The sequence below is a fragment of the Actinoallomurus iriomotensis genome (assembly GCF_030269445.1).
Lineage (GTDB): Bacteria > Actinomycetota > Actinomycetes > Streptosporangiales > Streptosporangiaceae > Actinoallomurus > Actinoallomurus iriomotensis.
Genome location: NZ_BSTJ01000001.1, coordinates 692,867 through 719,529 on the forward strand (window position 1 = coordinate 692,867; position 26,663 = coordinate 719,529).

General features: G+C 71.0%; 23 protein-coding genes. 14 read left to right on the forward strand and 9 right to left on the reverse strand.

The window, feature by feature from the left end:
• Positions 1-56: 56 nt before the first annotated feature.
• Positions 57-899, reverse strand: coding sequence for a DegV family protein (locus tag QSK37_RS03305; RefSeq protein WP_285617429.1), 843 nt, complete (start codon positions 897-899; stop codon positions 57-59).
• 150 nt (positions 900-1,049) lie between these two features.
• On the opposite strand from QSK37_RS03305, the gene QSK37_RS03310 reads away from it, so the two are divergent.
• A complete protein-coding gene (locus tag QSK37_RS03310) occupies positions 1,050-2,141 on the forward strand; it encodes an IS701 family transposase (protein WP_285617431.1) in 1,092 nt (363 codons plus the stop codon).
• Between the two features lie 337 nt (positions 2,142-2,478).
• A complete protein-coding gene (locus tag QSK37_RS03315; RefSeq protein ID WP_285617432.1) occupies positions 2,479-3,240 on the forward strand; it encodes an MHYT domain-containing protein in 762 nt (253 codons plus the stop codon).
• A 158-nt stretch (positions 3,241-3,398) separates the two neighbouring features.
• On the opposite strand, the gene QSK37_RS03320 is transcribed toward QSK37_RS03315, so the two are convergent.
• The 3 genes from QSK37_RS03320 to QSK37_RS03330 all read right to left on the reverse strand — a co-directional run bounded on the left by QSK37_RS03320 (position 3,399) and on the right by QSK37_RS03330 (position 4,828).
• Complete coding sequence (locus QSK37_RS03320) at positions 3,399-3,914, reverse strand: TrmH family RNA methyltransferase (RefSeq protein WP_285580698.1); 516 nt, start codon at positions 3,912-3,914, stop codon at positions 3,399-3,401.
• Entirely contained in the window at positions 3,911-4,219 is a 309-nt protein-coding gene (locus tag QSK37_RS03325; protein WP_285617433.1) for a hypothetical protein, read from the reverse strand. Before QSK37_RS03325 ends, QSK37_RS03320 begins: the two co-directional genes overlap by 4 nt.
• Before the next feature lie 282 nt (positions 4,220-4,501).
• Positions 4,502-4,828: a PadR family transcriptional regulator gene (locus tag QSK37_RS03330; RefSeq protein ID WP_285617434.1), complete on the reverse strand. Its 327-nt coding sequence runs from the start codon at positions 4,826-4,828 to the stop codon at positions 4,502-4,504.
• A gap of 136 nt (positions 4,829-4,964) precedes the next feature.
• On the opposite strand from QSK37_RS03330, the gene QSK37_RS03335 reads away from it, so the two are divergent.
• Complete coding sequence (locus QSK37_RS03335; protein ID WP_285617435.1) at positions 4,965-5,231, forward strand: GyrI-like domain-containing protein; 267 nt, start codon at positions 4,965-4,967, stop codon at positions 5,229-5,231.
• Here the strand turns inward: QSK37_RS03335 and QSK37_RS03340 are convergent.
• Positions 5,204-5,890, reverse strand: coding sequence for an alpha/beta hydrolase (locus QSK37_RS03340; protein WP_285617436.1), 687 nt, complete (start codon positions 5,888-5,890; stop codon positions 5,204-5,206). The two genes, QSK37_RS03335 and QSK37_RS03340, sit on opposite strands and share 28 nt — an antisense overlap.
• Positions 5,890-6,270 (reverse strand): hypothetical protein, encoded by a 381-nt coding sequence (locus tag QSK37_RS03345; RefSeq protein WP_285617438.1) that lies wholly within the window; start codon positions 6,268-6,270, stop codon positions 5,890-5,892. The genes QSK37_RS03340 and QSK37_RS03345 overlap by 1 nt, the downstream gene beginning before the upstream one ends.
• A gap of 48 nt (positions 6,271-6,318) precedes the next feature.
• Between QSK37_RS03345 and QSK37_RS03350 the strand changes: the two genes are divergently transcribed.
• On the forward strand, positions 6,319-6,984 hold the full coding sequence (locus QSK37_RS03350; RefSeq protein ID WP_285617440.1) for a winged helix-turn-helix transcriptional regulator: 666 nt from the start codon (positions 6,319-6,321) through the stop codon (positions 6,982-6,984).
• A 31-nt stretch (positions 6,985-7,015) separates the two neighbouring features.
• Here the strand turns inward: QSK37_RS03350 and QSK37_RS03355 are convergent, their stop codons facing one another.
• The 3 genes from QSK37_RS03355 to hflX all read right to left on the reverse strand — a co-directional run bounded on the left by QSK37_RS03355 (position 7,016) and on the right by hflX (position 10,941).
• Positions 7,016-7,831, reverse strand: a complete 816-nt coding sequence (locus QSK37_RS03355) for a phosphotransferase (protein WP_285618863.1) — start codon at positions 7,829-7,831, stop codon at positions 7,016-7,018.
• Positions 7,832-7,979: 148 nt separating this feature from the next.
• Positions 7,980-9,191, reverse strand: a complete 1,212-nt coding sequence (gene hutI / locus QSK37_RS03360; protein WP_285580707.1) for an imidazolonepropionase — start codon at positions 9,189-9,191, stop codon at positions 7,980-7,982.
• Between the two features lie 346 nt (positions 9,192-9,537).
• A complete protein-coding gene (hflX, locus tag QSK37_RS03365; RefSeq protein ID WP_285617442.1) occupies positions 9,538-10,941 on the reverse strand; it encodes a GTPase HflX in 1,404 nt (467 codons plus the stop codon).
• A 243-nt stretch (positions 10,942-11,184) separates the two neighbouring features.
• Here hflX and aceB point away from each other — a divergent pair, with 243 nt between their 5' ends.
• The 10 genes from aceB to QSK37_RS03415 all read left to right on the forward strand — a co-directional run bounded on the left by aceB (position 11,185) and on the right by QSK37_RS03415 (position 26,138).
• On the forward strand, positions 11,185-12,786 hold the full coding sequence (gene aceB / locus QSK37_RS03370) for a malate synthase A (protein WP_285617443.1): 1,602 nt from the start codon (positions 11,185-11,187) through the stop codon (positions 12,784-12,786).
• Between the two features lie 129 nt (positions 12,787-12,915).
• Positions 12,916-14,373: an FAD-linked oxidase C-terminal domain-containing protein gene (locus tag QSK37_RS03375; protein WP_432705518.1), complete on the forward strand. Its 1,458-nt coding sequence runs from the start codon at positions 12,916-12,918 to the stop codon at positions 14,371-14,373.
• Entirely contained in the window at positions 14,373-15,533 is a 1,161-nt protein-coding gene (locus QSK37_RS03380; RefSeq protein ID WP_285617445.1) for an FAD-binding oxidoreductase, read from the forward strand. Before QSK37_RS03375 ends, QSK37_RS03380 begins: the two co-directional genes overlap by 1 nt.
• A complete protein-coding gene (locus QSK37_RS03385) occupies positions 15,533-16,795 on the forward strand; it encodes a (Fe-S)-binding protein (RefSeq protein ID WP_285617446.1) in 1,263 nt (420 codons plus the stop codon). The genes QSK37_RS03380 and QSK37_RS03385 overlap by 1 nt, the downstream gene beginning before the upstream one ends.
• A 6-nt stretch (positions 16,796-16,801) precedes the next feature.
• Positions 16,802-18,451: an L-lactate permease gene (locus QSK37_RS03390; RefSeq protein ID WP_285617447.1), complete on the forward strand. Its 1,650-nt coding sequence runs from the start codon at positions 16,802-16,804 to the stop codon at positions 18,449-18,451.
• Between the two features lie 76 nt (positions 18,452-18,527).
• Positions 18,528-19,298: a hypothetical protein gene (locus QSK37_RS03395; RefSeq protein WP_285617450.1), complete on the forward strand. Its 771-nt coding sequence runs from the start codon at positions 18,528-18,530 to the stop codon at positions 19,296-19,298.
• 77 nt (positions 19,299-19,375) lie between these two features.
• Positions 19,376-20,038 carry a response regulator transcription factor gene (locus tag QSK37_RS03400; RefSeq protein ID WP_285618867.1) on the forward strand — a complete coding sequence of 221 codons (663 nt, stop codon included), beginning with the start codon at positions 19,376-19,378 and terminating at the stop codon, positions 20,036-20,038.
• 24 nt (positions 20,039-20,062) lie between these two features.
• Positions 20,063-21,445, forward strand: coding sequence for a HAMP domain-containing sensor histidine kinase (locus tag QSK37_RS03405; RefSeq protein WP_285617452.1), 1,383 nt, complete (start codon positions 20,063-20,065; stop codon positions 21,443-21,445).
• A 137-nt stretch (positions 21,446-21,582) separates the two neighbouring features.
• A complete protein-coding gene (locus QSK37_RS03410; protein WP_285617453.1) occupies positions 21,583-22,812 on the forward strand; it encodes a bifunctional glycosyltransferase family 2/GtrA family protein in 1,230 nt (409 codons plus the stop codon).
• Positions 22,809-26,138, forward strand: a complete 3,330-nt coding sequence (locus QSK37_RS03415; RefSeq protein WP_285617455.1) for a glycosyltransferase family 39 protein — start codon at positions 22,809-22,811, stop codon at positions 26,136-26,138. Before QSK37_RS03410 ends, QSK37_RS03415 begins: the two co-directional genes overlap by 4 nt.
• Positions 26,139-26,663 lie beyond the last annotated feature (525 nt).

The following is a 26,663-nucleotide window of genomic DNA, read 5'->3' on the forward strand; positions in this document are numbered from 1 at the left end:
CATCGAGACCGCCAGCTGTACTTCCCCGTGATCGCGACATTCTAGGGCGGGCCGGTTCAGAACTGCCGTCGCGAGACGACCACGCCGAGCATCCCCGGACCGACGTGTGCGCCCACGACCGGGCCCGCCTCGCCGACGTACAGCTCGAACAGGCGTGGGATGCGCTCGCGCAGCCGCGCCGCGAGGGCGGCGGCCCGCGAGGACGCCGCCACGTGCTGGACGGCCACGTCGACCTCCCGGTCACCGGCGAGTTCGACCGCGAGTTCCTCCAGCCGGGCGAGCGCACGCGACGTCGTCCGCACCTTCTCCAGCGGCGCGATTCGTCCACCCGTGATGCGCAGCAGCGGCTTGATCATCAACGCGGAGCCCAGCAGGCTCGCCGCCGCGCCGATGCGGCCGCCGCGTCGCAGGTGTTCCAGGGTGTCGACGTAGAACAGCGAACGCGTCGCGCGCACGCGGCGCGTCGCGGCGTCGGCGACCTCGTCGAGGCCGGCGCCCGACGCGGCGGCCTCGGCGGCCGCCATCACCCCGAACCCGAGCCCCATCCCGATCGAACGGCTGTCCACCACCCGGACGGGGATCGGCGCGTCATCCGCGGCGAGCCGGGCGCTGTCCACCGTGCCCGACATCTCGCCGGAAAGGTGCACGGAGGCGACCGCCCGCGCGCCGGCGCCGGCCGCCGCCTGGTACGCGCGGCCGAAGCGTTCAGGCGAGGGCCGCGAGGTCGTGAGCGCCTGCCAGTCGCGCGGCCCGCCCGCCGTCGTACGGCCCCGGCCCTCCTCGCGGACGTCACCGCCGACCGCGACCTGGAGCGGAACGACCGTCACGTCGTGCGCGGAGACGACGTCCTCCGGCAGGTAGGCGGTGGAATCGGTGACGATCGCGACCGCTGCTCTCATGCCCGGAGTCTAGTGCCGTGTCGCCCGGCGGCCTCCTCGCCCGCCGTTCACCCTCGTCAACGGTGCGAAGCGAAAACGAACGGAGAATCCGCGAACCGTGTCGCGCAATTCGATTCGCGTGATCGCTCATCGACCGGAAAAATCTTGTTCGTGAGCGTGGAGGTCGCCGGGCTCGACGAGCTTTATGAACGTCTCGGGCACCGGTTCGGAAGGGCGGAGCCGCGGCGCCGGGCGTTCGCGTATCTGCGGGGCCTGCTGGCGGGTCTGGAACGTAAGAACGGATGGACTCTCGCCGAACACGCTGGAGAGGTGAGCCCGGACGGGATGCAGAGGTTGTTGCGCAAGGCCGTCTGGGACGCCGCGGCCGTGCGTGACGACCTGCGCGAGTACGTCGTCGAGCATTTGGGCGACGTGAATGCGGCGCTGGTCGTCGGCGCCACGGGATTCACGAAGAAAGGCACCGGCTCCGCGGGGGTCGAGCGGCAGTACTCGGACGCCACGGGCCGGATGGAGAACTGCCAGGTCGGCACATTCCTGGCGTACGCGTCCGGCAAGGGCCGGGCGTTGATCGACCGGGAGCTGTATCTGCCCGAATCCTGGGCCGATGACCCGGTACGCCGCCGGACTGCCGGAATTCCGGATCGGGTGCGGTTCGCGGCCAAATCGCGTCAGGCGCAGGACATGATCGCGGCGGCGATCGCCGCCGAGGTGCCGTTCCGATGGCTGACCGCCGACGAGACCTATGGAAAGGCCGGCCACCTGCGGTATTGGCTGGAATGCCGGGACGTTTTCCACGTCGTGGCGACCGGCCGCGACGACACGGTCGTCACCGAGGGCCTGCGGGAGTCGCGCGTCGATGAGCTGATCGCCGCATTATCCGCCCGCGCGTGGCGACGCCGCTCCCGCGGCGAAGACGCGCACGGCCCGGGCGCCGACGACTGGGTCCGTACGCCGATCCGGCCGCTGCACGCCCCGGGGCGCGGCCACTGGCTGCTGGCCCGGCGCCGCGTGAGCGACGGCGAGCTCACCTACTACGTCTGCTACGGGCCGGCCCGCACCACTCTGAACGAGCTCATCACCGTCGCCGGCACGCGGCAGGCCATCGAGGAGTGCTTCCGGGCCGCACGGGACGACGCCGGCCTGGACCACTACCAGGCGCGCCACTACGACGCCTGGTACCGCCACATCACCCTGTCGATGTTCGCGCACGCCCTTCAGGTCGTCACGGTCGCCCGTCCCTGAGACGACCAAAACCGAGTATTCGGCTGAGCACATCCCCCGGGGTGCCGCTGCACGGTAGCAGCCAAGTGCCGTTGTAGTCACGGCGATCGCGCCTCGGACGTGAGCACGGTTACGGACCGTATTCCCTCCACGGCCAGCTGTTGATCACTGTTGAAATGAATGCCGATGTTGTGTTGAGGTGTGATCGCATTTTTCGCCATCAGGCGGCGCTGTGGTCGGCGATATGACGTCGACACTAATACTGACTTAACGTAGCCAATCGCTGACGCCGCTACGGAGCGTGCGCGCCAGTCGACCGTTAGCGATCATTTCGGAGGTAAATCTCGCCTTGGGACACATGGAATATGGCACGCAAATCCCTATCATTGCCTATTTGGTCTCCTGCCTCGGCTGCGGCCTTGGCCTGATCTGCACGACTCAGGCGAGAGGAGCCACCCGCGCCTCCCGTAACGTCTGGCTGGCGTTGTCCGCGGTGTCGATCGGCGGGACCGGCATCTGGGGCATGCACTTCACCGGGATGCTCGGAGTCACCGTTCACGGCTCCCCGGTCAGGTGGGATGTCGCCCTGACGGTGGTGAGCCTCGTCATCGCCATCGTGATCGTCGGATTCGGCATGTTCCTGGTCGGCCACAGCAAGCCGGGAATGCGCACGCTCCTGCCCGCCGGCCTGATCACCGGCTGCGGTGTCGCGGCAATGCATTACATGGGCATGGCGTCAATGCGAGTACAGGGATCGCTCCGTTACAACGTCCCTCTCGTGGTGCTTTCCGTGGCCATCGGAGTCATCGCGGCGACCGCCGCTCTCTGGATAACAAGAAATGTCCGCCGGAAGGCCGCGATGGTGCTCGCGGTACCGATCATGGGACTGGCCGTGTGCGGCATGCATTACACCGGAATGGCCGCGACGAGCATGGTGCTCGACGCCAAGGCGCCGATGCCGACAGGGGCGCAGAATTCGATGCTCGCCTGGCCTCTGATCATTTGGATCATCGCCTGCCCGGTCATGATCTTGTCGGCTCTCGCGCTCGCTCCGTCCGCCGAGGAGATCAAGACCGAGCAGTACTACCAGGAAGTCGCCGCACGCCTGCGGAATGAGTAGCACTGCAACGGCACTTATCGGGGGCCGCAACGCGGCATCTTCCAGGCGTCGCTCCCGATCGTCTCCATGTCGACAGGATCAGCCGAATACCCGGTTATGGACGCTGCGGCGAAGGCAGGGCTCGGGTTCAGTACGACGCAGAACCCGAGCCGCGGCGCTCACGACATCCCGGCCAGCTTGTACAGCACGAGTGAGCCCGCGACCGCGACGTTCAGGCTCGCCCCCGTACCGATCATCGGGATCTCCACCACCTCGTCCAGCAGGTCGAGTGCCTCGGGCGGGATGCCCGTCCGCTCGTTCCCGAGCACCGCGACCGTACGGCGGCGGGCCATCGGCAGATCGGCGAGGCGTACCGCGTCCTCGGCGAGCTCGACACCGAGGACGTGGGTGTCCCTCTGGTTCCGCAGCCACCGCAGCGGCCCGTGAACCCAGTGCACACAGGCCCGCTCGCGCAGCGTGTCGCCGCGGGCGAGAGCCTCGGGCACCCACGGAAGCCGGGGCACGGCCAGGCAGGCGCCGACGGCGTCACACGTGCGGAGGAGGGTGCCGAGGTTGGCCCCGTGCTGCGGCCACAGCGGGGCGACGATCAGATGGTCCCAGCAGCGATGCGAACGCCGCCGGCGGGAGCGGTGCAGGTCGCGGGGCGTGCGCACCCGGATCGACCGCGCGCTCACCACACCCGGGCGGTGACGCCCCTTGTCGTGAGAGTCATGAGATGCGCCCTTTCAGCGGCGGACGCGAGCCATCGACGAGCCTCATACGGACCCGAATGATAGCCGCTCGACCATGACACAGGGTGGGGCCGATGTGCTACGACGCCCGCCAGCAGCCAAAGCGAGGCGTTGAATCGCACGTCGGCGCTCTGCACGCGCATCCACGGGACGATGCCTACGCTGTTCTGCGCGGCGGCGAACACGGCGATCGGCGACGCCACCAGGAACCGGCCGTACAGTACGGCCACGACCAGCAGCGCGTACACGGCGGATCGCACGGGCCCGCCCCGGCGATCCCAGTGCCGCATCGCCGAACGCCGCGACGGCCAGACTCAGGGCCGCGAGATGAAGGCCGTCGGCCCACCAGCGGATCGGGAGGGCCGACCGCCGCCGCGCGCGGGCGGCGAACGCGCCGCGCACCAGCGCCACGCTCTCCCGCGCCGAGGGCGTGCGACGGCCCGCACCGGTCTCGATCAGCGCGCCGAGCAGCTCGTCGCGGTGACCGTCGAGGTAGGCGCTCAGCAGCAACCGGTACCAGCGCTCCGCGCTCACGGGTGCACCGGCCGGAGTCGTACGAGACTCGCCGCAGCCGCCATCCGCGCGGCCTCCTTCGTGACGGCCGCGACGCCGTCGTCGGTGACACGGAAGTAACGGCGAGGCCGCCCGTCGACGACCTCCTCCCGGTCGACCGCGATCAGGCCGCCCGCCGCCATACGGTCGAGCGCGCCATAGAGCGTCCCGACCGCCGGGCGCACCCGGCCATCGGACTGCTCACCGGCGCGCTTGATGATGCCGTAGCCGTGGAGAGGGCCGTCGAGCAGCGCCGCCAGAATGAAGTAGGTCGCCTCGCTCATCGTTCGCGTGATCACGAACATATATATCGAGTGTCGAAGTATGCGACCTCTCGGCACGCTCAACCGCGCCCGCCCATACGGGTGGCCGAGCTCACCGGCACCGCCGCGAGCCACGACCCGACGGCGCGATCGTCGTGCACCGTGTCCGCCCGTCGCCGTGGAGCCCGACGACGCGTACGACTTCACGGTCGCCGACTTGGCGGGCGTCGCCTCGGCGGCGACGGTCGTGCACCACGGGCCGATGGAGGAGGTCGTCGCGACCGAGCAGGCGCTCACCCGCTGGATCGACGCCCACGGCCACCGCGCCGTCGCGTACGCGCGGGAGCTCCACCTCGAGTGCCCGCCCGGCTCTCCCGGCAGGTGGGTCACCGAGCTACAGGCGCCGATCGAGAGCCGTCAGCCGGCCGGTTCTTCGTGGAGGTAGGCCTCCAGGCGGTCAGCGAGGTCCTTGGGACGGCTGAGTGCCGGGCAGTGGCCGCCGTCCATCTCGTCCGGGACGATGCCGAGCCGGTCGCGTACGACGCGGCGCAGGAACGACGCCGGGAAGAACCGGTCGTCGCGGCCCAGCAGAAAGCGCGTCGGGACGTCCGGCCACGCCTGCAGCGGCCACGGGTCGGTCCACATCGAGGCCGACTCGTTCCGCGGCTCACGCGCCGTCGCCTCCGCCACGATCTCCGGCGGCACATCGTGGAAGAAGGTCTCCACCACGTCGAACTCCGGTGAGCGCCCGTCGCGGACGGCCTGTTCGCGGCGGGCCTGATCGGAACCGGTGTTGCCCCACCAGTCACCGGCCGTCTCGCCCGGCGTGGGGACCATCGCGCAGAGCATCACCAGCAGCCGCACCGGCACGCGGTCGCACACCAGTGGGCCGGTGAAGCCGCCCAGCGACTGCGCCACCACGACCAGGTCCGTACGGTCGCCGATGGCCGACAGGACCGTGTCGGTGTAGCCGGCCAGGCCCGCGTCGTCGTCGCTCGGCAGCTCGGGCGCCACCACGTCATGGCCGCGCCCGCGCAGCTCAGGGACGAGCCGCTGCCAGTACGAGGCGTCGCCCGCACCGTGGATCAGGACATAGGTCGCCATCAGCGCCCTCTCTTCTGGAACTCTCCGGCGGTCGTGCCGCCGGGAAAACGCGTGCGGAAGTCGAGGACCCCGACCCACGACGGCCGGAGCGCGAGGCGGGCCATCCGCAGACCCGGAACATCGATCTCGGCGATACCGGCCGCCGCCCGCTCCTCGCCGGCGTAACGACGCTGCGCCGACGCGTACTCCGGCACGACGCCCTCGACGTCGGCGACCTCCATCCGGCCGCGAAGCGACAGCACCTCGGGCGGCGGTCCCGCGGAGTCCGGCCACGGCCGCAGCGCGGCGATCTTGCGCGCGCCCGCGAACGTCGGCAAGACGACCTCCTCCCCCGTCCAGTCGTCCAGCAGGCGCAGGTCTCCCTGAGCGAGTGCCTCCATACGTTGCTCCTAAATCAGGAGTAAATGATCCTGGATACGATAGCGACCGTGTCGGACAAAAGGCGTTACGACGATCCGTGCGGGATCGCTCGCGGCCTCAATGTGATCGGCGAGCGATGGGCGCTACTCGTGGTACGCGAGCTGCTGTTCGGCCCCAAACGCTTCACCGACCTGCGCCACGGCCTGCCCACGGCGAGCCAGAACGTCCTGTCCCAACGCCTGCGGGAGCTGGAGACCGGCGGGGTCGTCCGCCGCCGCAGGCTCGGCCCGCCCGCGGCCACCTGGGTGTACGAGCTGACGGAGTGGGGCCGGGGCCTGGAACCGGTGCTGTTCCACCTCGGCCGCTGGGGCAGCCGGTCGCCGCGGACCTCCGGCAACGAGCTCAGCACCGACGCGCTGATGCTCGCGCTGCGGACGAGCTTCGACGCGGACGCGGCCCGGGACGGGACCTGGGAGCTCCGCCTCGGCGACGACCGCTTCCGCGCCGTGGTCGCGGACGGGCGGTTGCGGCTCGAACGCGGCGGGGCGGACGAGCCGGACGCGGTACTGGTCACCGACGTCGCCACGCTGAGATCGGTGGCGTTCGGCGACCGCGCACTCGACGAGGCCGCGGCCGACGGGGCGCTGCGCGTCGAGGGCGACGAAGAGGCCGCCGCCCGCTTCGCCGCGAGCCTCCGCCGCCCGGCTCCCCTGGAGCCGGCCGAGACGCGGTAAGGCCTCAGCTTGTTCTCAACCTCTGAGTGCGTTAACGCTGCAGGGCAGCCGTGAACAGATCTCTGTGAGCCACCAGCCACGCCTGGATGCGGTCCCAGCGAGCCCAACCACCGCGCTCGGCCAGTGCTTGGAGGTAGACGGGGTCACCGTTGGCGACGCGCCGGGCGACGAAGGCCCGGCATGTCTCGGTTGCCTGTTCGATGACACTGGGCAACTCCGCCCGTTCCCGCGGCGAGAGGCCGTAGCCGTCGGCGAGGATCCGCAGTCGTGCGGGGGCATCGAGGCCGTCGGGGTGGAAGGTGGTCGCGGATGCGGGATCGAGCATGGGGACCCAGTAGCGGGCGGTCATGGCGACATCCCAGATGGGGCGGCCCGGGGCCGCCAGGTCGAAATCGATCAGCGCGGCGGCGCGGCCACCACGGAAGACGACGTTCTCCGGGCACACGTCGTTATGGCATAGCAGCGGTCCCCCCGCTGGATCGGCGAGCTCTCCGGACCACCCAGTGTGGGGGTCGACCTCGATGGCCGTGCCGGCCTGATGCAAGCGGCGCAGAAGGTCCCCCACCGATTCGAGGGCGGTTTCCGTCAGCACCCAGCGCGGAAACGGCGGCAGTGCCACGTCCCCGGGGATGAAGGTCAGCTGCTCGCGACCCTCCGCCGTAAGGCGGACAGGGGTTGGAGCCGCATCGAAGCCGTGCTCTTTGAGCGCGAGAAGGTGGGCATGGAGGGCGCGGGCGTTGTGTGGCGCGGGGCGTTCGACAAGGTCGCCCCGGCGGAAGACCGCCCCCGCGTTCGCCATGCCGCCGACCAGTGCTTCGCTATCTGCTGCCTCGCCTGCAGCCGTCATGCCGATCACGCTACCGCCCTGTTCGAGTCGTGCGACGCGATGCTCTGCGAGAACGGACCGATGACCTCGCCGGTGGACCAACGAAGACGTAGACCTGCGCTGGCAGGCGTTCCTCCGCCGCGGTCCTCCGGGGGCTTCGAGACAGGCGCTAGACCTGGACGGGGACGCCGCCGCGCCAGACGCGCTGGGCGCGGAGGCCGAACGCCCATGCGAAGGCGCCCTCGTGGTCGGCGTCCCAGAGCACGATGTCGGCGTACATGCCGGGTGCGAGCGCGCCGCGGTCGGAGACGCGCAGGGCGGCCGCGCCGCCGAGTGTCGCGGCACGCAGCGCCTCGTTGACGCTGAGGCCGAACATCGCGACGGACAGGCCGACGACGAGCGGCATCGAGGTGATGCCGCACTGGCCCGGGTTGTGGTCGGTGCCGAGCGCGAGCGTCACGCCCCGGTCGAGCAGGGCGCGCACGGGCGGGGTGCGGCCGTTGTGAAGGGCGCTGCCCGGGCAGATCGTCGCGGCGACGCCTCCGTGGTGGAGCGCCTTGATGTCGTCCTCGTTGGCCTCGGTCAGCAGGTCGGCGGAGGCGCAACCGACCTCGGCGGCGACCTGCGCGGCGCCGACGCGCTCGTTGGCGCAGGCGTGGATGCGGGCCTTGAGCCCGACCCGCTGGCCGGTCATCAGCAGGACACGGGCCTCGTCGGGCGTGAAGTGGCCCTCGTCGCAGTAGACGTCGATGCTGTCGGCGCCGGCCGCGGCGGCGTCGCCCGCCCAGAGGCGTACGGCCTCGATGTAGTCGCGGCGGCGGCCGAAGTATTCGGGCGGCAGGACGTGCGCGGCGAGGAAGGTGGCGTGGATGCGCGGCATCGACGGCTCTTCTTCGAGCGAACGCAGCATCCGGATGTCGGCCAGCTCACCGTCGCGGGTGAGGTGGTAGCCGGTCTTGGCCTCGATCGTGGTGGTGCCGGCGCAGATCCACTGCCGGAGCCGCTCGCGGACGTTGTTGCAGAGGGTCCAGGGGTCGGTGCCGCGGGTCACGGTGACCGTGGAGGCGACGCCGCCGCCGGCCGCGACGATCTCGTTGTTCGTCGAGCCGCTCGTGCGCATCGCGAGCTCGGCCCAGCGGTTGCCCGCGTAGACCGGGTGGGAGTGCGCGTCGATCAGGCCCGGGGTGACGAGCCCGCCGCCGAGGTTCTCGACGTGGTCGACGTCGACGATGTCGTCGATGACGCCGGGGACGCTCTGGGGCAGGTCCGAGGCGGGCCCCGCCCAGACGATGCGGTCGTCGTGCACGAGGATCGCAGCGTTGCTGCACACGTCGGTGCCGGTCCACAGCCGACCGATGTTCGTCAGCAAACGTACGGTCATTGCATCACCGCCCGGCTACGCCACTGCGCCGGTGAAGGGTGTCCGGACGCCATGCAGCGGGTCACCTGCTCTCGCTCGACTAACGACGGCAACGCTGCCGACGGACCCAAGTGCGGTTAAGGAGGTGGCCATGAGACCACCTGGAGCAACGAACCCGGAAAACTCGGTTTCGTCACGGTAGTGCACCAACGCCCCCCTGTACAGCCTTTGGCCGCATACCACTACTCGACCGCCCCAACGGCCGACTGTTACAGGCGCTTTGAAGATACCTCAGGAAGACCACGCGCTTGGGGCGAACGGCGAAAGATGACCGGGACCGAAGTGGTCCCGGTCATCTCGTAGCCGGTCAGACCTGTGCGGAGGCGTACGGCTCGAGCTCGGCCGCCAGGCGGTCGGGCACGCGGACGTGCAGCGCGGTGCCCTCGGCGGTGTGCTCCTGGGAGAGCACCTCGCCGGTGTCGTGCGCACGGGCGACCAGGTCGCCGCGATCGTACGGCACCAGGGCGCGCACCTCGCGTTCGGCGCGCGGGAGCACGTCCTCGATCACCTGCAGCAGCTCGTCGATCCCGGCACCGGTGCGCGCGGAGACGACGACGCTGTGCGGCTCGTGCCGGCGGAGACGGGCGAGCGCCATCTCGTCGGCGATGTCGGCCTTGTTGATGACGATGAGCTCGGGCACATCGGCGCCGCCGATGTCGCGCAGCACCTCGCGCACGGCGGCGATCTGCGCCTCCGGGTCGGCGTCGGAGCCGTCGACCACGTGGACGATCAGGTCGGCGTCGGTGACCTCCTCCAGCGTCGAGCGGAACGCCTCGACGAGCTGGTGCGGCAGGTGGCGGACGAACCCGACCGTGTCCGCGAGCGTGATGGCGCGGCCGTTCGGCGTGCTCGCCCGGCGCACCGTCGGGTCGAGGGTGGCGAACAGGGCGTTCTCCACCAGCACGCCCGCGCCGGTCAGCCGGTTGAGCAGGCTGGACTTGCCGGCGTTGGTGTAGCCGGCGATGGCGACCGCGGGCACCGCGCGGGTGCGCCGCTGGGACCGCATCGTGTCGCGGGCCTTGCCCATCTCGTTGATCTGGCGGCGCAGCTTGGCCATGCGGGTGCGGATACGCCGCCGGTCCAGCTCGATCTTGGTCTCACCGGGGCCGCGGCCGCCGATGCCGACACCGCCGGCGGCACGGCCACCGACCTGACGGGACAGGTTGCCACCCCAGCCGCGCAGGCGCGGCAGGAGGTATTCGAGCTGGGCCAGCTCGACCTGGGCCTTGCCCTCGCGGCTGCTGGCGTGCTGGGCGAAGATGTCCAGGATCAGGGCCGTACGGTCGATGACCTTGACCTGGACGATCTCCTCCAGGCGGCGCAGCTGGCTGGGCGCCAGCTCTCCGTCACAGATCACGGTGTCGGCGCCCGTGGAGATCACGACGTCGCGCAGCTCCAGCGCCTTGCCGGAGCCGACGTACGTCGCGGGGTCGGGGCGCGACCGCCGCTGGATCATGCCTTCGAGGATCTGCGAGCCGGCGGTCTCGGCGAGGAGTGCCAGCTCGCGCAGGGAGTTCTCGGCGTGGACCTCGTCTCCGTCGGTCCACACGCCGATCAGGACGACGCGTTCGAGCCGGAGGGCCCGGTATTCGACCTCGGTGATGTCGCGGAGCTCGGTGGAGAGCCCGGCGACCCGGCGTAGCGCCTGCCGGTCTTCGAGGTCCAGCTCACCGGTCAGCGGCTCTGGCTCTTCGTAGGAAAAAGTAGACATCTTCCCCCATGTCAACACCGGAACATCCCCGGATCTTCCCCTGATGCTGCCACGTACCCGCGTTTCGCACACCTGGATATCGGCCCGGGAGGTCGGTCGGGGTGGGTTGGTCGGGACAGGCCCCAGTCGGCGTACCCGCTCCGGACGTCCACACGGGTAGGACCCCTTTGACCGGTCCGCGAGGACATTAATAGGCTTTCCACTAAGCAGAAGAGAAATTTCGCCAGACGAAAGGGTGGGCAGATGGCTGGACCCGCAGGCGTGGAGCTGACCGGCTCCGTCGAAGATCGGTTCGGGGAGATCCTCACGCCCGAGGCACTGGGCTTTCTCGCCACCCTCCAGCGCGAGTTCGGCACGCGCCGCCGCGAGCTGCTCGGCCTTCGGGCCGAGCGCCAGGAGGAGCTGGCCCGCGGCGGCACGCTCGACTTCGCCCCGGACAGCGCGGACGTCCGCCAGGACCACACCTGGCGCGTGGCCGACCCGGCGCCCGGCCTGGAGGACCGCCGCGTCGAGATCACCGGCCCGACGGACCGCAAGATGACGATCAACGCGCTCAACTCCGGGGCGAAGGTCTGGCTCGCCGACTTCGAGGACGCCAACACGCCGCTGTGGGAGAACATGGTCGGCGGCCAGCTCAACCTCAAGGACGCCCTCGACCGCACCATCGACTTCGAGACCGGCGGGAAGTCCTACACCCTGAAGCCGGACGAGGAGCTGGCCACCATCGTCGTGCGGCCGCGCGGCTGGCACCTGGACGAGAAGCACGTCCTCGTGGACGGCGAGCGCATGTCCGGCTCCCTGTTCGACTTCGGCCTCTACTTCTTCCACTGCGCGCGGCGCCAGCTCGACAAGGGCAAGGGACCGTACTTCTACCTGCCCAAGATGGAGAGCCGGCACGAGGCGCGCCTCTGGAACGACGTCTTCAACCTCGCCCAGGACCTCCTGGAGATCCCGCGCGGCACGATCCGGGCGACGGTGCTGATCGAGACCATCCCGGCCGCGTTCGAGATGGAGGAGATCCTCTACGAGCTGCGGGACCACTCCGCGGGGCTCAACGCCGGCCGGTGGGACTACCTGTTCTCGGTGATCAAGAAGTTCCGCTCGCGCGGCCGGCAGTTCCTGCTGCCCGAGCGCAACGCGATCACGATGACCGCCCCGTTCATGCGGGCGTACACCGAGCTCCTGGTGCGCACCTGCCACAAGCGCGGCGCGCACGCGATCGGCGGCATGGCGGCCTTCATCCCCTCCCGTCGTGACGAGGAGGTCAACAAGGCCGCGTTCGAGAAGGTGCGGGCCGACAAGACCCGCGAGTCCGAGGACGGCTTCGACGGGTCCTGGGTCGCCCACCCCGGCATGGTCGACATCTGCCGCGAGGTCTTCGACGGCGTCCTCGGCGACCGCCCGAACCAGCGCGACCGGCTCCGCGAGGACGTCTCGGTCTCGGCGTCGGACCTGCTGGCGGTGGAGAAGACCCCTGGTGAGATCACCGAGGCGGGGCTGCGCAACAACATCAGCGTGGGCCTGCAGTACATCGCGACCTGGCTGGGCGGCAACGGCGCGGTGGGCATCTTCAACCTGATGGAGGACGCCGCGACCGCCGAGATCGCGCGCTCGCAGGTGTGGCAGTGGATCCACAACGACGTCGAGCTCGCCGAGGGCCCGAAGGTCACGCCGGAGCTGGTCGAGCGGCTGATCGACGAGGAGCTCGGCAAGATCCGCGAGTCGTACGGGGACGCCTACGACGAGAAGCGCTTCGCCGACGCGGTGAGCCTGTTCAAGGAGGTCGCCCTCGCCGATGACTACGCCGACTTCCTGACCGTCCCGGCGTACGAGCGGATGCCCTGAGGACCGCGCCCCGGAGTCCGGCGGACTCCGGGGCGTTTCCGCAGGTCATCGGCCGTGCACATGACGTACGGCAAGGGCCAGATCACACCTTGGTACCGATTAGTTTGGATCCGTTCCAAAAGGTCAAGGATGGGTGATGTGTCTACAGCAGGGCTGGACGGGCTCGCAGAGCGGCTGAGGGTCGTCGCCGGAGCCGGGAACGTCATCACCGACCCTGCCGAGCTGCGCACGTACGAGTGCGACGGGCTGACCTACCACCGGGCGACGCCGGGCATCGTGGTGCTGCCGGACAGCGCCGAGCAGATCGCCGAGATCGTCAGGGCGTGCACGGCCGAGGGCGTGCCCTACATCGCGCGCGGCTCCGGCACCGGGCTGTCGGGGGGAGCGCTCCCCCGCACCGACGGCGTACTGATCGTCACCTCCCGCATGCGGCGGATCCTGGAGATCGACATCGACGACGAGCGCGCCGTCGTCGAGCCCGGCGTGATCAACCTCGACGTGACCAAGGCCGTACGGTCGCAGGGGTACTACTACGCGCCCGATCCCTCCAGCCAGCAGATCTGCTCGATCGGCGGCAACGTCGCGGAGAACTCCGGCGGCGCCCACTGCCTGAAGTACGGCTTCACCGTCAACCACGTGCTGGCCTGCGAGGTCGTCACGCCCGACGGAGAGATCGTGGAGATCTCCGAAGCGCCGGGCTATGACCTGCTCGGCGCGTTCGTCGGCTCCGAGGGCACGCTGGGCATCACCACCAAGATCACCGTGCGGCTCACGCGCCTGCCGGAGAAGGTCGAGACGCTGCTGGCCGCCTTCGACACCATCGAGAGCGCGGGCGAGGCGGTCTCGGCGATCATCTCCGCGGGCGTGGTGCCCGCGGCGATCGAGATGATGGACGCGCTGTCCATCGAGGCGGCCGAGGCGGCGGTGGCCTGTGACTATCCGCCGGGCGCCGGCGCGGTGCTCGTCGTCGAGCTGGACGGGCCCACCGCCGAGGTGGACCACCAGTTCGCGCAGGTCAAGGAGTTGTGCGACGCGGCGTTCGAGATCCGGGTGGCCGCCGACGACACCGAGCGGGCCCTCATCTGGCGGGGCCGCAAGTCCGCGTTCGCGGCGGTGGGCCGGATCAGCCCCGACTACATCGTGCAGGACGGCGTCATCCCCCGTACGGCCCTGCCCGAGGTGCTGGCCAGGATCGACGAGCTGTCGGGCGACAGCGGCGTACGGGTCGCGAACGTCTTCCACGCCGGCGACGGCAACCTGCATCCGCTGGTGCTGTTCGACGACGCGGTGCCGGGCGCGGCCGAACGCGCCGAGATGGTCTCGGGCCAGATCCTCGACCTGTGCATCGAGCACGGCGGGTCGATCACCGGCGAGCACGGCGTGGGCGTCGACAAGGCCAAGCACATGCCCCGGATGTTCACCGAGGAGGACCTCGACACCATGCAGATGGTGCGGTGCGCCTTCGACCCGGCCGGCCTGTGCAACCCCGGCAAGGTGTACCCGACCCCACGGCTGTGCGGCGAGGTGCCGGGCCGCCGTACCGGGGTCCATCCGCTCGTCGAGAGCGGAAAGGCGGACCTGTTCTGATGACGCAGGTGATCGACGCTCTGGCCAAGGCGTGCGAGGTCCGTCCCGCCGAGCCCGAAGACGCCGTCCAGGGAGTCGGCGCCGCGTACGTGGCCGCGCCCGCCACCGTGACGGAGGCGGGCGAGCTGATGCGCGCCGCCGCCGAGCACCGGCTCACCGTCGTGCCGCGCGGCGCCGGCACCAAGCTGCACTGGGGCGCGCCGCCCGAGCGCTGCGACCTGATCGTCGAAACGCGGCGGCTCGGCCGGCTGATCGAGCACACCGCGGGCGACCTCGTCGTCAAGGCCGAGGCCGGGCTGCCCCTGGAGAAGCTGCAGGAGGCGGTCTCCGGCACGCGCCAGCAGCTCGCCCTCGACGCCCTGGTGCCCGGCGCGACCGTCGGAGGCACGCTTGCCACCGCCACGGCCGGCCCCCGGCGGCTCCTGTACGGCTCGGCGCGCGACCTGCTCATCGGGATCACGGTCGTGCGCGCCGACGGAGTGGTCGCGCACGCCGGCGGCAAGGTGGTCAAGAACGTCGCCGGCTACGACCTCGGCAAGCTGTTCACCGGCTCGCGCGGCACCCTCGGCCTGATCACCGAGGCGGCGTTCCGGCTGCACCCGCTCCCGCAGGCCAGCGCGTACGTCTCGGCCACCGTCGCGGACGCGGCCGCCGCGCTGGAGCTGACGCGGGCGCTGCGACGCTCGTCGCTCGTGCCCTCGGCCATCGAGGTGGACGGGCCGGACCCGATCACCGTGACCGTGCTGCTGGAGGGGTTCGCCGGCGGCGTGCCGGCGCGCGCCGAGGCGGCCCGCGACCTCATCGGCGGCCGGATCACCGAGGAGCCACCCGGCTGGTGGGGACGGCTGCCGGACGGAGAGGTGCTCGCCGAGGTGCGCGCCGCGCCCTCGAAGCTCACCGCGGTCTTCCAGGAGGCGCCCGCGCACGTCCGCGGCTCCGCCGGGCGCGGCGTCTGGCACGTCGGGCTGCCCGCCGGCGACGCGGAGCAGGCCCTCGACCGCCTCCGACGCCACGGCAGCGCCGTCGTGCTGTCCGCGCCGGACGGCACGGCCCTCGACCGGTGGGGGCCGGTACCCGCCCTGGCGCTGATGCGACGCGTCAAGGACCAGTTCGACCCGGAGCACCGCCTGTCGCCGGGACGCTTCGCAGGGGGGATCTAGTGGAGGACTTCCGCGAGTTGCTCGACGACTGCGTGCACTGCGGGTTCTGCCTGCCCACGTGCCCGACGTACCAGCTGTGGGGCGAGGAGATGGACTCCCCGCGCGGGCGGATCCACCTGATGAGCCAGCACGAGCAGGGCGAGCCGCTCAGCGGGCCGATGATCGAGCACTTCGACCGCTGTCTCGGCTGCATGGCCTGTGTGACCGCGTGCCCGTCGGGCGTCAAGTACGACCGGCTCATCGAGGTCACCAGGGCCAAGGTCGAGGACGAACGGCCGCGCGGTCGTACCGATCGGCTGCTCCGCGAGGCGATCTTCGCGTTCTTCCCGTACCCGAAGCGCCTTCGTCTCCTGCGCGGGCCGCTCCGCGCGTACCAGGCATCCAAGATCAACATGGCGCCCCTGCTGAACCGGATCTCGCCGACGCTGGCGGCCATGGAGCGGCTGGCGCCGCCGCGCGCCTCCCATGTGCGCCTGCCCGAGCGCGTCGCCGCCCGCGGCGAGCGCCGCGCCGTCGTCGGCATGCTGACCGGCTGCGTGCAGCGGGAGTTCTTCCCCGGCGTCAACGCCGCGACCGCGCGCGTCCTGGCGATGGAGGGCTGCGACGTCGTCATCTCCAAGGACCAGGGCTGCTGCGGGGCGCTGTCACTGCACTCCGGGCGGGCGGCGGAGGCCAGGGCGTTCGCCAAGAAGACCATCGAGACCTTCGCCGACGTGGACGTGGTGGTCGTCAACGCGGCCGGGTGCGGCTCGGCGATGAAGGACTACGGCGACGTGCTGGCCGACGAGCCCGAGTGGGCGGAACGGGCACGGGAGTTCTCGGTCAAGACACGCGACCTCACCGAGTACCTCGCCGAGCTGGGGCCGCGCGCCACCCGCCATCCGCTGGAGATCACGGTCGCCTACCACGACGCCTGCCACCTCGCCCACGCCCAGGGCATCCGCGTCCAGCCGCGCGCGCTGCTCGCGGGCATCCCCGGCCTGGAGATCCGCGAGATCGCCGACCCGGAGATCTGCTGTGGTTCGGCGGGCGTCTACAACCTGCTGCAGCCCGAGGCCGCCGGTGAGCTCGGCGACCGCAAGGCCGCGAACGTGTCGGCGACCGGAGCGGACCTGCTCGTGGCCGCCAACCCGGGCTGCTCGTTGCAGATCGCCACGGCGCTGCGCCGCCGGGGCGAGGAGATCGCGGTGGCACACACCGCGGAAGTGCTCGACGCGTCCATTCGGGGGATCGGCAAGGAGCAGTTGTCCCCTCGGAGGTGACCCCCGTTGTACCGCCAAGTGCTCGATCCCGTCGCTCATTCCCTGGCGTGGAGCTCGCTGGTCTCGGCGCTCCCCCTGCTCACCCTGTTCGTACTGCTGGGTCTCGTGCGGATGCGCGCGTGGCTGGCCTCGGTCATCGCCCTGGCGGTGTCGGTGGTCGTCGCGATCGGGGCGTACGGCATGCCCACCGGCCAGGCGCTGCTCGCCGGCGGTGAAGGGGCGGTGTTCGGCTTCTTCCCGATCCTGTGGATCGTCATCAACGCGATCTGGATCTACACGATGACCGTCGAGACCGGGCACTTCGACGTGCTCCGACGGACGTTCGCCCAGGTCAGCGACGACCAGCGCATCCAGGCGATCATCATCGCGTTCTCCTTCGGCGCGCTGCTGGAGGCCCTGGCCGGGTTCGGCACGCCGGTGGCGATCACCTCGGTGATGCTCATCGCGATGGGCTTCAAGCCGCTCAAGGCCGCGGTGGTCGCGCTGGTCGCCAACACCGCGCCGGTCGCGTTCGGCGCGATGGCCATCCCGATCATCACCCTCGGCGGCGTGACGCACATGTCGAGCGACACCCTCGGCGCCATGGTCGGCCACCAGACGCCGATCCTCGCGGTGTTCGTGCCGCTCGTGCTGGTGTTCATCGTCGACGGCCGCCGCGGCGTCGCGCAGACGTGGGTGGCGGCGCTGACCGCGGGCGTGGCGTTCGGCCTCGCGCAGTGGATCACCTCGAACCACCTGTCGGTGCCGCTCACCGACATCGTCGCGTCGCTGTTCTCGGTGGTCGTCCTCGTCGCGCTGCTGCGCGTCTGGCAGCCGGGTGAGACGCTCGGCGGGCCCGAGCCCCGTACGGTCGTCGCGGGCGGGGCGGCCGACGAGCCGACGCCGGAGTTCGCCGGACGGGTCGCGCGCCCGGACGCGCGTGCGGAGGTCGTACGGGCGTGGGCGCCGTACGCGATCATCATCGCGGTCTTCGTGCTCGCGCAGATCAACCCGATCAAGGGCTGGCTCGACGAGCCGACCAGGACGGTGAACTGGCCGGGCCTGCACATCACCGGCGCCTCCGGCAAGGTCTCGACACTGCCGCAGTTCAAGATCAACTGGCTGAACGCGGCGGGGACCCTGCTGCTGATCTCCGGTGTGTTCAGCGCGATCGCGCTGAAGGTCGGCGTGGCGCGGGCGCTGCGCGCGTACCGGGCCACACTCGTGCAGCTGCGCTGGGCGATCGTCACGGTCATGGCGGTGCTGGGCCTCGCGTACGTGATGAACGCCTCCGGCCAGACGATCACGCTCGGCACCTGGATGGCGGGCGCCGGCGGCTTCTTCGCGTTCCTCTCCCCCGTCCTCGGCTGGCTCGGCACCGCGGTCACCGGCTCGGACACCTCCTCCAACTCGCTGTTCGGCGCCCTGCAGGTGGCCGCCGCCGGCAAGGCGAACCTGTCGCCGCTGCTGATGGCGGCCTCCAACAGCTCCGGCGGTGTGCTCGGGAAGATGGTGTCGCCGCAGAACCTCGCGATCGCCGCGGCGGCCGTCGGCATGGACGGCAAGGAGGGCGACATCTTCCGCCGGGTGATCCTGTGGAGCCTGGTCTTCCTCGCCGGAATGTGCGTGCTCGCGCTTCTGCAGTCCGTCGCGGTCCTGTCATGGATGGTGCCCTGACCAGGAGTCATCCGTACAGTCGCGGCGTTTCCGCAGGTCGGTTTGCTATGTTTTGGGGCTTATGCGGCGGTGCTCCGTGGTGTCACGGAGCGCCGCCGACCCGCCGACCCGGGACCTGGAAGCCATGGCACGGAGTCACTCGCGCAGAAGCGCGCACAGAAGGAAGAGACAGAGCCGGCGCACCGCCGGTCTCGGCATCGCGGGCGGCGTGCTCGGCGTCGGCGCGGTGGCGGGCCTCATCGTCGGCGTGCGCGCGCACGGCGACCACGGCATGCCGGCACCGCGTACGGTGGCCGCCCGGACGAGCGCCGGACCGGGCTCCGGCGTCAGCAGCCTGTCGCGGCTGAAGACCGGCTCCCGGCTCGACGTCAGCACGCCGGACGGCTACTCGTACTCTCTCGCCGCGGTCAAGGCCGGGACGGCCGAGCGGCCGCTCGCCAGCACGACGGTACGGCCGGCGGACGGCACCACGCTCGGCTACCTCGACTACGTGATCACGAACACCGGCACCGACGCCGCGCTGCTGGACTTCCCCGCCGACCTGTTCGTCAAGCGGTCCCGGGTGCCGGCGAGCGTACTGGCCGAGAACCGCTGCATGCCGCAGCCGGGCGCGCCGTCGGACATGTGCACGCTGCCCGACCACACCGACGTGGTCAACACGCTCGGCTTCGCGCCGCCGCGCTCGGAGGACGGGGACCAGTACATCCCGGCGGGCGCGAGCTACCTCGTCCGGGTCGCCACCGACATGCCGGTCGAGGCCTCCGTCACTCCGCAGGACATGGGGCTGTACGTCTGGAACCCCCGCTTCACGCAGAACCGGCGCGCGGTCGAGGTACCCCTCCCCTGACCAGCTGAGATTTGGATGAGAAACCTCGCCACCTGCCCTGATCGGTCGCGACGGCGGATACCGTCATTGACGTGCGCATTCTGGTCGTAGACGACGAACCCGCGGTCCGTGAGTCTCTCGCGAGCAGCCTCGCGTTCGAGGACTATGAGGTGGTCACCGCCGCCGACGGCGTGGCGGCGCTCGACGAGCTCGACCGGACCCAGCCCGACCTGGCCGTTCTCGACATCCTGATGCCCCGCATGGACGGCCTCACCGCGTGCCGCCGCCTGCGCGCCCGCGGGGAGACGCTGCCGGTCCTCATGCTGACCGCGCGGGACACGGTCGGCGACCGGGTCACCGGACTGGACGCCGGCGCGGACGACTATCTCGTCAAACCGTTCGAGCTGGACGAACTCCTCGCGCGGGTACGGGCGCTGCTGCGCCGCAGCGTGGTGACGACCCGCGGCGGCGAGCTCCTGGAGTACGCCGGCCTGCGAATGAACACCGTGACCCGCGAGGTGAGCCGCGACGGCCGCGCACTCGAACTCACCCGCACCGAGTACTCCCTGCTGGAGCTCTTCCTCACCCACCCGCGCCAGGTGCTGACCCGCGAGCAGATCCTCAAGGCGGTGTGGGGCTTCGACTTCGAGCCGTCGTCCAACTCCCTGGACGTGTACGTCATGTACCTGCGTCGCAAGATGGGCGAACCGCGTCTGATCAACACCGTCCGCGGCGTCGGCTACGTCCTGCGCTCCTCGTGACGGCCTGCCTCTAGGAGGGATCGCGTGAGACGGCATCTTTCCTTGCGCACCCGGCTGGCCGTACTGACCAGCCTCGCCGTCGCCGTGGCCGTGGCGGCCTGCGCGGTCGGCTGCTGGTTCGTCGTACGCGGACGGCTGATCGACCAGCTCGACCAGTCGCTGTCGGGGGGACCGCGCGCCGGCGGGCCGCCCGGCGCGAACGCGAGGCCCGGATCGGCGCGCTCCATCTGCGACCTGCAGCCGCGGAAGGACGACCCCTTCCGCGGGTACCAGCCGACGCTGCAGGTCATCTCGCCGGACGGCACCTACTGCAGCTCGCCGGGGACCTCCCCGCTGAAGGTCGTGCCCGGCGACGTCGCCATCGCCCGCGGTCAGAAGCAGGCCACCTACCGCGACGGCCAGACCGCGGACGGCACCCCGATGCGGGTGTTCACGCACCGCGACCCCAGCGGCTTCGCGGTGTCGGTGGCCAAACCGCTCGCCCAGGTCAACGAGTCGCTGAACAGCCTCGCCCTGCTCCTCGTCGCGGTCGCGGCCGTCGGCGTCGTCGGGGCGGCGGTCGCGGGCCTGCTCATCGCCCGCGCCGGTCTGGCGCCCGTGGACCGGCTGACCGACGTGGTCGAGCACATCGCGCGCACCGAGAAGCTGGACACCGCCATCCCGGTGGAGGGACGGGACGAGATCGCCCGGCTGAGCCGGTCGTTCAACAGCATGACCCGTGCGCTGGCCGGGTCTCGCGAGCGGCAGCAGCGGCTGATCGTGGACGCCGGCCACGAGCTGCGCACGCCCCTGACCAGCCTGCGCACCAACGTCGACCTGATGCTCCGCAGCGAGGAGACGGGCCGTCCGCTGCCCGACGACGGCAAGAAACGGCTGCTGGTCAACGTGAAGGCGCAGCTCGTGGAGCTGTCCAGCCTGGTCGGCGACCTCCTCGACCTGGCGCGCGACGAGGACGTCGCCGACGTGGGCCCCGTCCCGCTGCACGAGGTGGCCGAGAACGCGGTGCGCCGCGTACGCCCGCGAGGGCCGACGCTGCGGATCGAGGACGAGATCTCGCCGTGGTACGTGCGCGGGGACGCCGCGGCGCTCGAACGCGCCCTGGTGAACCTCCTGGACAATGCGATCAAGTTCAGCCCGCCGGGCGGCACCGTGTCGGTCCGCCTCCGCGATGGGGAGCTGACCGTACGGGACGAGGGGCCGGGCATTCCGGACGAGGACCGGCCGTACGTCTTCGACCGCTTCTGGCGTTCGCCGTCCGCGCGGGGGCTGCCGGGGTCGGGCCTGGGGCTGGCCATCGCGGCCCGTGCCGTACGGGACGCGGGCGGGGAGATCCGGCTGGATCCGGCGCCCGGCGGCGGCACGGCGGCCTGGATGAAACTGCCCGGAACCCCGGCTCCGGCCCCTTGATCCGCTTTCTCATCCGCGGTTAAGAAACGGCTCACTCGGCTCCCACGCTCGCCCGCGACCTTGATGGTCATGAGCGAACGGAGTGAGCGAATCGATGACACTGCGCGCCTGGTCTCTCCTCCGACGAAGGAGGACTCATGAGCGAGATTTCCCTGTCGGCCGGGCCGCAGGCGCGGCCGGGCATGGTCTTTGAGGCGCGCGGTCCTCTCATCGAGATCGCGATCCCGGTCTACAACGAAGAACACATCCTGGCCGCCAGCGTGCGACGCCTCCACACCTACCTGCTCGAGACGTTCCCGTACCGGTTCGTGATCACGATCGTGGACAACGCGAGCACGGACCGGACATGGGACGTCGCGTCGCGGCTGGCGCTGCGGTTCTCCGAGGTCGAGGCCGTACGGCTGCCCCAGAAGGGGCGCGGCCGTGCGCTGCGTCACGTGTGGGGCACCAGCGTGGCCGACGTCGTCGCGTACATGGACGTGGACCTGTCCACGGACCTCGACGCGTTCCTGCCGCTGATCGCGCCCCTCGTGTCCGGCCACAGCGACCTGGCCATCGGCAGCCGCCTGTCGCGCGGCTCGGCGGTCGTCCGCGGCCCGCGCCGCGAGGTGATCTCCCGCATCTACAACCTGATGCTCCGCACGACGCTCGCGGCCCGGTTCTCGGACGCGCAGTGCGGGTTCAAGGCGGGCCGGGCGGAGATCGTACGGGCGCTGCTCCCGGCGGTGGAGGACGAGGAGTGGTTCTTCGACACCGAACTGCTGCTGCTCGCCGAGCGGAACGGACTGCGGATCCACGAGGTGCCGGTCGACTGGGTCGATGACCCGGACAGCCGCGTCGACGTCGTCCGTACCGCCCTGGACGACCTGCGGGGAATGCTGCGCATGGGACGCCGATGGCTCGCCGGAGCGCTGCGGGTGCAGGTGCCGTCGCGGCGGCTGCCCGCCGGGATGCGGGCGCAGGTGCCGAGCTTCGCCGTCATCGGGCTGGTCAGCACGATCGCCCAGCTCGTCCTGTACGGGCTTTTGCGGCTTCTCATGCCGGTCGTTCTCGCGAATGTGGTCTCCTATTTCCTCGCCGCCATCGCCAACACGGCCGCGAACCGGCGGTTCACCTTCGGCGTGGTCGGCACCCGGCGGATCGTCCGGCACCAGCTCGAAGGCGGGGTCGCGTTCCTCGTGGGACTCGGCGTGAGCACCCTCGGGCTGTTCGCGGTGCACGCCGCGTGGCCGCACGCGTCGCGGTTCGTCGAACTGGCCGCGCTGCTGGCCCTGAACCTGTTCGCCGCGGCGATCCGCTTCGCGCTGCTGCGCGCGTGGGTGTTCCACCCGCGGCGGACGCCGGACCTGGAAGAGGAGACCCGATGAGTGTCCTTTCGCCACACCGCGCCGCCCCCGCGGTGGACGCCGAACCCGCCCCCGCGCGGCGCTCCGGCGACCCGTGGTGGACCCGGGGGGCGCTCGGGGGCGTGCTGCTCCTCGCGGCCCTCCTGTACGGCTGGGGCCTGTCGGGCTACGCCAACGAGTACTACTCCGCCGCGGTGCGCAGCGGCACGGAGAGCTGGAAGGCGTTCTTCTTCGGCTCGCTGGACTCCGCGTCGTTCATCACCGTGGACAAGCCGCCGATGGCGCTGTGGGTGCAGGAACTGACCGCACGGGTCATCGGGTTCGGGAGCTGGAGCCTGCTGCTGCCCGAAGTCGTCATGGGCGTCGCCGGGGTCTTCGTGCTGTACGTGACGGTGCGCCGCGTCTTCGGCCCGGTCGCCGGGCTGGTGGCCGCACTCGTGATGGCGCTGACCCCGATCACGGTCGCGATCAACCGGGACAACAACCCCGACACGCTGCTGGTGCTGTTGCTGCTGCTCGCGGCGTGGGCGTGCCAGCGCGCCGTCGAGTCGGGCCGGCTGCGCTGGCTGCTCGCGTCGGCGTTCTTCCTGGGCTGCGGCTTCAACACCAAGATGCTCCAGGCGTACCTGCTGCTGCCGGCGCTGGCCCTCGTCTACCTGCTGTTCGCCCCGGGCGGCCGGCTACGCCGCGTGTGGCACCTCCTGGCGTCCGGGGTCGTCCTCGCGCTATCCAGTTTCTGGTGGATGGTCGTGGTAGACCTCATTCCGGCCTCCTCCCGCCCGTACATCGGCGGCAGCACGGACGGCACGGTCTGGGACCTGGTGATCGGCTACAACGGCCTCGGCCGGGTCACGGGCAACGAGGGCGGCGGCCCGGGCGGAGGCCGGGGCGGCCCGGGTGGGGGCCAGGGCGCGAGCTTCGCGGGCGCGTCCGGGCTGGGCCGGCTGTTCAACGACACGGTCGGCGGCCAGATCTCGTGGCTGCTGCCATTCGCGGCCCTCGTGCTGGTCGTGGGCATGGTGACCTTGTGGAAGCGCCCGCGCACGGACCTCGCGCGGGCCGCCGTCGTGCTGTGGGGCGGCTGGCTGGTGGTCCACTTCGTCATCTTCAGCTTCTCCGACGGCACGATGCACCCGTACTACACGACCGCCCTCGCCCCGGCCGTGGGCGCACTGACCGGAATCGGCGGCACCCTGTCACTACGGGCGTACCGATCCTCGAGCCGCCGCCACGACGCGGCGTTCACCGGTGACGCCTCAGACGGGACGCTGGGCGGGAACGCCTCGGACGCGGCGCTGAGCCTCGGTTTCCCGGACACGGCACCGACCGGGCACGGCTCGGGCACAGCGCCGCGTGGCGACGCCTCAGACGCGGCACTCGCCGGGAGTTCCCCGGACACGGCACCGACCGGAGACGGCTCAAGCGGGGCACTGCGCGGCGACGCCTCGACCGCGGCGCTCACCGAGAATTCCCCGGACCCGGCACCGACCGGGCACGGCTCGGGCATGCCGCTGGGTGGGTACGCCTCAGAGGTGGCGCCGGCCGAACGCGCTTCCGGCGCGGCGCTGAGCGTCCACCGTCGGACCTCCGCGAGTGCACCGGACACCGATTCGGCGGTACGGGCCGGGCGCACCGAAGATGGCTGGGCCGACGACGGCCGGACGGTGGACGTCCGGGGCCGGGCCGGTCAGGGTGAGCCGGCTCGCACCGGCGGCGCATTCGGACCGGGCGTCTCTGCCCACGACGGATACGGCCGGTGGAGCTCGGTCGCGTGGAGCTGGTCGCTGCCGCTGGGCGTCGCCGTCACGGGCGGCTGGTCGTTCGCCCTGCTGCGGCGGACGCCGAGCTGGAACCCCTGGCTGTCGTGGACGGTGCTCACACTGACCGTGCTGGCGGTCGCAGGTTTGGTGGTGGCTCTCATCGGCGGCGCCTCCGGGCCGGGCCGGCGCGCTCCCCGCCACTCTCCGGCAGCTGCCCGACCGGGCACGGATCCGGCCGCCGCACGACCGGCGGCCGCCCACGGTCCTGCGGCGACGGTCGAACCCGGTCTGAACGGCCCATCCGCGTCGGCCACAACGCCCGGCTCCGCCCCGAACGGCCGGTCAACGTCGACAGCTGGATCAGCTCCCAACGACCCGTCGACATCGGCCACAACAGCTGGATCCGCCCCAGACGGCCCGTCGACGCCGGCCTCTACAGCTGGATCCGCCTTGGACGGCCGCTCAACGGCGGCCGCGACGCCCGGATCCGCTTCGGATGACCCGTCGGCGTCGGCCACGACCGCTGGATCCGTCGCGGACGGCCGGTCGACGCCGGCCACAACAGCTGGATCCGCCCCAGACGGCCCGTCGGCGTCGACCACAACAGCTGGATCCGCCCCAGACGGCCGGTCGACGCCGGCCACAACAGCTGGATCCGCCGCGGACGGCTCGTTGGCGTCGGCCCCTGTCTGGCCCTCATCCAGCGAGGCCCCCGCATCCTCATCTGGCGGGGCGGGGCCGACGGCCTCGTCGGCGTCGGGCGGGTCCGACCGCACCGGCGGCTCCGTGAAGGCGGGCCTGCGGTCGAGACTGGGCCGGGTGGCCGCGGTCGCCGCGATCGTCGGCATGGTCGCGGGCCTGGCCGGCCCAGCGGCGTACGCGGTCTCCGCCGCCGCGTTCAGCTCCAACGGCACCAATCCCCTCGCGGGTCCGTCGGGCGGCTTCGGGATGTTCGGCGGCCCGGGGATGCGTGGCGGCAACGGCCGGATTCCGGCGGGCGCGCGGCGGGCGATGGAGGACCTGTTCCCCGGCGGCATGCCGCCGGGCGGAGCCGGTGGTTCTGGCAACTCAGGCGCGCCGGGCATGCCGGGCCAAGCGCCCGGCGGCGGTACGGGCCGGCCCAACGGCGGACAGGGCGGCTTCCCCGGCGGAGGCGGAGGCTTCCCGGGACGGGGCGGCGGCTCCCCCGGCGGACGCTTCCCGGGCGGAGGCGGCCCGGGCGGCGAGGCGAGCGCTCAGCTCATCTCGTACCTGCAGAAGAACCGCGGCGGCGCCACCTGGCTCCTCGCGGTGTCCAGCGCCATGAGCGCGTCGTCGATCATCATCAAGACCGGTGAGCCGGTCATGGCCATGGGCGGCTTCACCGGTAGCGATCCGGCGATGACCGTGTCGAAGCTCCAGCAGTACGTGAAGAGCGGGAAACTGCGCTTCGTGATGGTGGGCGGAGGCGGCCCGCCCGGCGGCAGCTCGGACGTGACCTCCTGGGTCACCAAGAACTGCCAGGCCGTGAAGGCATCGGAGTACGGCGGGACGTCGACCTCGTCGTCGCAGCAGCAGAACTCCCAGGGGCTCTATCGCTGCACCTGAGGGGCTTCTCCACCCCGCCGTCCCGCTGGGCGGCGCCCGGCCGGCACCATGCCGCCTGAGCGCCGCCCAGCCGACGTATTACCGGACCCGGAATCACCTCAGCGTCCCCACGCGCGAGGCCTTCGCCCGACACCGCTCCACCCGAACGACCGCCCTGCCCGACGACCACCGCGTGTACGGCCTGAACACACTCGATCGGCGCACCGGCTACAGGCGGCGTCCAGGACGATCTCGCTGCGCTGTTCAGGCGGAACGGAATTGCGTCGACACGCGCGAACACGGTCCGCGACCGACCGTTTACTATTCTGACACACCGCCTTTGTGACCGGCGCGCCGATCGCTTCGTCGCAGGTAAACACGATCGCTTCGTGGCCGCATCCGGTCAACGCCGGGGAAGGTCAAGTAAAGAGCACGTCACACGCTCATGACGACTGGTCACCTACCCCCAGGTTTCTCGTCCATGGGACTTCTCACCATCGGCGACGACCATTAGCATCGCAGCACTGAACACCGTGGGCAGAAGGG

Coding starts and splice junctions, on each gene's coding strand:
- QSK37_RS03330 (WP_285617434.1), bottom strand. CDS start 4,828: ATGTTCGTGATCACGCGAACGATGAGCGAGGCGACCTACTTCATTCTG.
- QSK37_RS03305 (WP_285617429.1), bottom strand. CDS start 899: ATGAGAGCAGCGGTCGCGATCGTCACCGATTCCACCGCCTACCTGCCG.
- QSK37_RS03415 (WP_285617455.1), top strand. CDS start 22,809: ATGAGTGTCCTTTCGCCACACCGCGCCGCCCCCGCGGTGGACGCCGAA.
- hflX (WP_285617442.1), bottom strand. CDS start 10,941: ATGTCTACTTTTTCCTACGAAGAGCCAGAGCCGCTGACCGGTGAGCTG.
- QSK37_RS03410 (WP_285617453.1), top strand. CDS start 21,583: ATGAGCGAGATTTCCCTGTCGGCCGGGCCGCAGGCGCGGCCGGGCATG.
- QSK37_RS03315 (WP_285617432.1), top strand. CDS start 2,479: ATGGAATATGGCACGCAAATCCCTATCATTGCCTATTTGGTCTCCTGC.
- QSK37_RS03380 (WP_285617445.1), top strand. CDS start 14,373: ATGACGCAGGTGATCGACGCTCTGGCCAAGGCGTGCGAGGTCCGTCCC.
- QSK37_RS03355 (WP_285618863.1), bottom strand. CDS start 7,831: ATGACGGCTGCAGGCGAGGCAGCAGATAGCGAAGCACTGGTCGGCGGC.
- aceB (WP_285617443.1), top strand. CDS start 11,185: ATGGCTGGACCCGCAGGCGTGGAGCTGACCGGCTCCGTCGAAGATCGG.
- QSK37_RS03375 (WP_432705518.1), top strand. CDS start 12,916: ATGGGTGATGTGTCTACAGCAGGGCTGGACGGGCTCGCAGAGCGGCTG.
- QSK37_RS03345 (WP_285617438.1), bottom strand. CDS start 6,270: ATGGAGGCACTCGCTCAGGGAGACCTGCGCCTGCTGGACGACTGGACG.
- hutI (WP_285580707.1), bottom strand. CDS start 9,191: ATGACCGTACGTTTGCTGACGAACATCGGTCGGCTGTGGACCGGCACC.
- QSK37_RS03340 (WP_285617436.1), bottom strand. CDS start 5,890: ATGGCGACCTATGTCCTGATCCACGGTGCGGGCGACGCCTCGTACTGG.